Origin of the sequence: Mycobacterium sp. SP-6446, from assembly GCF_001954045.1 — a bacterium.
GTDB lineage: Bacteria > Actinomycetota > Actinomycetes > Mycobacteriales > Mycobacteriaceae > Mycobacterium.
Window position 1 is genome coordinate 1 of record NZ_MBEM01000273.1, and the last position, 6,397, is coordinate 6,397.

Sequence of the window (6,397 nt, forward strand, 5' to 3'; positions counted from 1 at the left end):
GTTGGGCAAACGTCTAACGGCCCGCCGTCGCGACGAAAACGGCCCGACGATCGAGCGCGGCCGCGGCGGAAGATTGCAGTTTAGCCAACCCACTTGCAGCAAAACTTCTACGTCGTACGCTCGTGGGTGATGAGCAACCCAGCGCAACGCGACGCAAACGACACACGCGGCGAATCGTCGCGGGCGGGCGACACCGATCGCATCCAGATCGCGCAGTTGCTCGCCTACGCCGCCGAACAGGGCCGCCTGCAGCTCAAGGACTACGAAGACCGGCTGACCAGGGCATACGCGGCAACCACGTACGAGGAGCTGGACCAGCTGCGGGCGGACCTGCCGGGTTCGGCGATGATCCCGCGGCGGGGCAGCAAGCTCAACCCGGCGCCGTCCACCCTGCTGCTGGCGTTGATGAGCGGATTCGAGCGTCGTGGCCGATGGAATGTCCCGAAGAAGCTGACCACGTTCACCTTTTGGGGCAACGGGGTGGTGGATTTGCGCTACGCCGACTTCACCTCAACAGAAGTCGACATTCATGCAATCTCGATCATGGGCATGCAGAACATCGTGCTACCTCCCGAAGTCAACGTCGAAATTCACGGACGCGGCGTGATGGGTGGCTTCGACCGCACCGTCCTGGGCCAGGGCACGCCCGGCGCACCGAAGGTGAAGATTCGCGGCTTCTCGTTCTGGGGCGGAGTGGGCATCAAGCGCAAGGCCCGCCGGTCCCGCGGGTAGCCACGAAGGCGAGCCGTTAGCGACGGCGCCGGGAGCGCAGGTAGTCGCCCACCACCGCGGCGCCCAGCCCGTCGAGATCGGGCACCACGACGCGTCCCTCGACCCGCCGCGCGACCTGGTCGATAAACCGGGCCAGGCCGGGGTCGCTGCCCAGCCGGAAGATCGTGACTTGCGCTCCGAGCCGGGCCATCTCGTCGAATCCCCGCACGGTATGGGCGATGGTCCTCGGGTGCGGCGGATAATCGAAAAACACCGCGGAAGACCCCTCACCGTCGAAGTCCTCCAGATGCGCGGTCGGCTCGCCGTCGGTCACCACCAGCACGACGGGCTGCGCGTTGGGGTGCCGCCGCAGGTGACGACCCGCCAGCGCCAGTGCGTGATGCAGGTTGGTGCCCTGCTCGTAGACGCCTTCCAGGCCGGTCAGCTCCGCGGCGGTCACCGTCCGGGCGTAGCGGCCAAACGCGATGATCTGCAACGCATCCGACCGGAACCGCGTGCATACCAGATGATTGAGCGCGAGCGCCGTCTGCTTCATCGGCAGCCAGCGATTCTCCATCACCATCGAAAACGAGGTATCCACCAACAGCGCCACCGCCGCCTGCGTGCGTGTTTCGGTCTCGGAGACCTCCACGTCGTCGACGGTTATTCGGATCGGTCCGGCCCCGTCATCCAGGGTCGCGGTTCCCGCCTGCCGCAGCACCGCGTTGGTCAGCGTGCGCGAGATGTTCCACGGCTCGGTGTCACCGAATTGCCAGGGCCGGGTCGCGCCGGTCAGCTCCCCGGCGGCCCCCGCCCGACGATGGTCACGCTCACCGTGCCGACCGGAAAGCTGTTGCGCCACATCGCGTAACGCCGTCTCGCCAAGTCTGCGCATGGCCTTAGGGGAAAGCCGCCACTGGCCGTCGGAACCACGATCCAGGAAACCTTGGTTCACCAACGCGCGTTCCAATTCGGCCAGCGTTCGGGCGTCGATGGCGGCGTCGTCGCCAAGCTGACGGGCCAGCGCGTCCAGATCGACGTCGTCCATCGTGGCGCCCGGATAGCTCTGCGAGAGCTGCTCGGCCAGCTGCTCCAGCTCGGCGATGTCGGACAGCGCCTGGGTCCCCTCACCCATGCCGAACGGATTGTCACCGGAGAACTGCTCGGAGCCGGTCCAGTCCTCACCCGGCCGAGCGGCCTGCAGGTGCGCGTCGAGCCGATTCAGCGCGTTCATCAACGACGGCGACCCAAATGCCTGCTGCGCCAAGGCATCCAGCTCGGCTCGCTGCTCGGGGCTGAGGCTGTTGCGGAAACGCTGCGCGGCGGCGGCGCGCTTGGCCAGCGAGTCCAGCAGCTCCTCGACATTGCGCGGGTTCTCCGGGAAGAACTCGCCGTGCTTGTCCATGAAGTCCTGGAAGTCCTGTTGCGTGTCCTCGCCACGGGAGTGCTTGTCCAGCAGCTCGTTGAGGTCATCCAGCATCTCGGTGACGCGCTGGCGATCCTCTTCGGTGGCACCCTCCAGCGCCTGTTTCATGCCCGCGAAGCGCTGGTCCAGCATCTCGCGGCCGAGCAAATCCTTGATCTGCTCGTACTTTTCGCGCGCCTCGCTGCTGCGCCAGTTGTAGTCGGAAAGCTCCTGAACGGCCCTGGCCGGCGAGGCCGGCAGCGAGTCCAGCTGCAGTTCGCCGAACCGGGCGTCATCGTCGAGCGCGCGGGCCAACTCTTTGCGTTCGGCCAGTACGGCCTCATCGAGCAGCTTTTTGATCTCCTGCAGCGTGCCGTCCAAGTTATTGCGGCGCAACAGGTCCCGTCGCCTCCGGTTGGCCTCGGCCGCGAGCCGGTCGGCGCCGGGCATGTTCTTGGTGCCGCGGCGAAGCAGCTCGGACAGCGCGCGGCGCGGCGACGTGCCTGCCATGACGTCCTGTCCGATCTGCTCGAGGGCCTCGCGCAGGTCCACCGGCGGAGCCAGCGGGTCGGGCCCGCCGGTGTACGCCGAGTAGCGCGACGAGTGCCCTTTAGCCATAAACGGTTTGGCCCTCCCCGGACACCTTGTCGATCCGCTTGGCCAGGTACAGCGCCTCCAGCGCGAGCTCCAGTGCCGCGGCACGCTCGCCTTCGGATTCGGCGCCCAGCTTTTTCGCGATCTTGTCGACGACCGGTAGCCCCGGCACCGCGGCCAGCACGTCCTTGGCCGACACCCGCTCGCCCGTCGTCACCGCCGAACCGGCCTCGACCGCGGCCACCAGCGAGCCGACGTCGATGCCGCCGAGGACCCGCGACGCGGTATCGGCGGTCGCGCGGCGCAACAGATGTTCGAGCACCGCCTGTTCGCGGCCTTCCTCACCGGACTCGAACTCCAGCTTGCCCCGCAGCACGTCGATCACCGTGCCCAGGTCGACCACGCGGGCCACCGGATCGGTCTCCCCCAGCACCGCGCCGCGATGCCGGGCGGCGGCCGCGACGGTCTCGGCCGCGGCGATCGCGAACCGCGCCGACACCCCCGAACGCTGATCGACCGAACTGGACTCGCGCAGATAGCGGGCGAACCGGGCCATCACCTGGACGAGATAGTCGGGGACCTGCGCGCTCAGGTGTGCCTCCTGGGTGATCACGCCCATCTCGGCCTCGAGCTCCAGCGGGTAATGCGTCCGGATCTCCGCGCCGAAGCGGTCCTTGAGCGGGGTGATGATGCGGCCCCGGTTGGTGTAGTCCTCGGGGTTCGCGCTGGCCACCACCAACACGTCGAGCGGCAGGCGCAGCGTGTAGCCGCGGACCTGGATGTCCCGCTCCTCCATGACGTTGAGCATCGACACCTGGATGCGCTCGGCGAGGTCGGGCAGTTCGTTGACCGCCACGATGCCGCGGTGGGCCCGCGGGATGAGTCCATAGGCGATGGTCTCCGGGTCGCCGACGCTGCGGCCCTCGGCCACCTTGATCGGGTCGATGTCACCGACCAGGTCGGCCACGCTGGTATCGGGCGTAGCGAGCTTCTCGGTATAGCGTTCGCTGCGGTGCTTCCAGGCCACCGGCAGGTCGTCGCCGAGCGTGGCCGCCCGCCGGATCGACTCGGGCGTGATCGGCGTGTAGGGATGCTCACCCAATTCGGCACCGCCGATCACCGGCGTCCACTCGTCGAGCAGCCCGGCCAGCGCCCGCAACAACCGGGTTTTGCCCTGGCCGCGCTCGCCCAGCAGGACGAAGTCGTGGCCGGCGATCAGCGCCCGCTCCACCTGCGGCAAGACGGTGTCGTCGAAACCCAGGATGCCTGGCCAGACCTCATCGCCCTCGGCCAATGCGGTCAGCAGATTCTCTCGGATTTCCTGCTTGACTCCGCGTTCACGATGGCCGGTTGCGCGCAATTCGCCGACCGTGCGGGGCAGGTTACTCGGTGATGCCACCTCTCCAAGTTACGCGTTGGCCACCCGCATCACAGTGCGTGGTGTTCAGTGAGCGAAGTGGCGCGCGCCGGTGAGGTACACGGTGACGCCGGCCTTGGCGGCCGCCTCGGTCACCTCGTCGTCACGCACCGAGCCCCCCGGATGCACTATCGCCTTGACCCCGGCGGCGGCCAGCGTCTCGAGCCCGTCGGGGAACGGAAAGAAAGCGTCCGACGCCGCGACCGCGCCCCGGACCCGGTCGCCGCCGCGGGCGACGGCCAGCCGGGCCGCGTCGACCCGATTCACTTGGCCCATGCCGACGCCGATGGTGGCGCCGTCCGCCGCGATCACGATCGCGTTCGATTTGACCGCGCGGCAGGTGCGCCACGCAAACACCAAGTCGGTCAACGTCTCCGGGTCGGCCGGTGAGCCGGTCGCCAGGGTCCAGTTCGCGGGATTGTCACCGTGTGCGTCCAGCTCGTCGCGCTGCTGCATCAGCAGCCCCCCGCTGACGGGCCGCAGCTCGGTCCCCCCGGTCAGCGGCTCGGAGGCCACCAGCACCCGGATGTTCTTCTTGCGGGTCAGCGCGTCCAGGGCACCGGGCGCATACGCGGGCGCGACGATCACCTCGGTGAAGATGGTGCTCACATATTCCGCCATCTCGACGCTGACTTCGGAGTTCGACGCGATGACTCCCCCGAAGGCGCTCAGCGGATCGCACTCGTGCGCCTTGCGATGTGCATCGGCGACCGACACCGACGAGATGGCGATCCCACATGGGTTGGCGTGCTTGATGATTGCCACACAGGTCTGTTCGTGGTCGAAGGCCGCGCGCCACGCCGCGTCGGCGTCGGTGAAGTTGTTGTAGGACATTTCTTTTCCGTGCAGTTGCTCCGCCTGCGCCAGGCCCGGCCAGGCGCCGGGGTCGCTGTAGAGCGCCGCTTGTTGGTGGGGGTTCTCGCCGTAGCGCAGCATCGCCGAACGGCGCCAGCCGCGACCGAACCATTCGGGAAACGCCGTCGGTGGATGTTCGGGCGCCAGCGTCGACTCCATCCAGCTCGCGACGGCGATGTCGTACTCCGCGGTGTGCTGAAACGCGAGCGACGCCAGCTTTTTGCGCTCGGAGAGGCTGAATCCGCCGTTGCGCACCGCGGCGAGCACTCCGTCGTACCCGAGCGGGTCGGTGACGACGGCCACGCTGGGATGGTTTTTCGCCGCGGCCCGCACCATCGAGGGGCCGCCGATGTCGATCTGCTCGACGCATTCGTCGATGCCGGCACCGGAGTCGACGGTCTGGCTGAACGGATACAGGTTGACGACCACCAGCTCGAAGGCCGCGATGCCGAGCTGCTCGAGCGCCGCGGCGTGTTCGGGTTTGCGCAGGTCGGCCAGCAGGCCGGCGTGCACCCGCGGGTGCAGCGTCTTGACCCGGCCGTCGAGCACCTCCGGGAAGCCGGTCAGTTCCTCCACGGGGGTCACCGGGATCCCTTCGCCGGCAATGGTTTTGGCCGTTGATCCGGTCGAGACGATTTCGACGCCGGCCGCACTCAGCCCCCGGGCCAGCTCTACCAACCCGGTCTTGTCGTAGACGCTGATCAGCGCGCGGCGGATCGGCCTTCTTGACTCGTCGGAGCTCATGGGTGTGCTCATCCCAGGGTCGCCTTTCGTCCGATCCAGGTCACGCCGCGGGTCGCGATCGCGGCCACCACATCCACCAGCAGTTGGCGTTCGGTGACCTTGATGCGTTCGTGCAGTGTCTCTTCGGTGTCGCCGTCCAGTACCGGAACGGATTGCTGCGCCAATATCGGCCCGGTGTCGGTGCCGGCGTCCACCAGGTGCACCGTACAGCCTGTGACCCGTACGCCATAGGCCAGCGCTTCGGGCACCGCGTGCGCCCCGGGAAACGCGGGCAGCAGCGCCGGATGGGTATTGAGGATGCGTCCGAGGTACCGCGAAAGAAACTGTGGCCCAAGTAGTTTCATGAATCCGGCGGACACGATCAGATCAGGCGCGTGCGCGGCGGCGGCCTCGGTGATGGCGGCGTCCCAGGCGTCGCGGTCTGAGTGATCGCCGAGCCGGACGGTGAAGGTCGGCACCGACGCCGCCTGAGCGATCTCCAGGGCCAGGCAGTCGCGATCGGCGCCGACGGCGACCACGCGAGCCGGATAGTCGCCGACCGCGGCGGCGAGTAGCGAGTTCAGTAGCGAACCGGTCCCCGATGCGAGCACCACGAGCCGAGCCGGTGCGCTCGGGGGCACGTGGAGCGGTTGCTGCACATCGGCGAGCCTACTGTCTTCGACCCCGCCGCC

General features: G+C 68.0%; 5 protein-coding genes. 1 reads left to right on the top strand and 4 read right to left on the bottom strand.

Annotated elements, in window-relative coordinates:
- Window positions 1-129: 129 nt before the first annotated feature.
- Entirely contained in the window at window positions 130-732 is a 603-nt protein-coding gene (locus tag A5736_RS25435) for a DUF1707 domain-containing protein (protein ID WP_076249207.1), read from the top strand.
- 16 nt (window positions 733-748) lie between these two features.
- Here A5736_RS25435 and A5736_RS25440 read toward each other — a convergent pair whose 3' ends face one another.
- From A5736_RS25440 to purN, 4 genes are read right to left on the bottom strand one after another with little or no spacing between them, the layout of a single operon-like run.
- Window positions 749-2,734: a VWA domain-containing protein gene (locus A5736_RS25440; protein WP_076249204.1), complete on the bottom strand. Its 1,986-nt coding sequence runs from the start codon at window positions 2,732-2,734 to the stop codon at window positions 749-751.
- On the bottom strand, window positions 2,727-4,109 hold the full coding sequence (locus A5736_RS25445) for a sigma 54-interacting transcriptional regulator (protein WP_076249205.1): 1,383 nt from the start codon (window positions 4,107-4,109) through the stop codon (window positions 2,727-2,729). The genes A5736_RS25440 and A5736_RS25445 overlap by 8 nt, the downstream gene beginning before the upstream one ends.
- Before the next feature lie 45 nt (window positions 4,110-4,154).
- A complete protein-coding gene (purH, locus tag A5736_RS25450; RefSeq protein ID WP_139333553.1) occupies window positions 4,155-5,726 on the bottom strand; it encodes a bifunctional phosphoribosylaminoimidazolecarboxamide formyltransferase/IMP cyclohydrolase in 1,572 nt (523 codons plus the stop codon).
- An 8-nt stretch (window positions 5,727-5,734) separates the two neighbouring features.
- A complete protein-coding gene (gene purN / locus A5736_RS25455; protein WP_076057599.1) occupies window positions 5,735-6,364 on the bottom strand; it encodes a phosphoribosylglycinamide formyltransferase in 630 nt (209 codons plus the stop codon).
- Window positions 6,365-6,397 lie beyond the last annotated feature (33 nt).

What these genes read in the sequence shown, in the direction of transcription:
- A5736_RS25435 (WP_076249207.1), top strand. Translation starts at nt 130, where the DNA reads ATGAGCAACCCAGCGCAACGCGACGCAAACGACACACGCGGCGAATCG.
- A5736_RS25440 (WP_076249204.1), bottom strand. Translation starts at nt 2,734, where the DNA reads ATGGCTAAAGGGCACTCGTCGCGCTACTCGGCGTACACCGGCGGGCCC.
- purH (WP_139333553.1), bottom strand. Translation starts at nt 5,726, where the DNA reads ATGAGCTCCGACGAGTCAAGAAGGCCGATCCGCCGCGCGCTGATCAGC.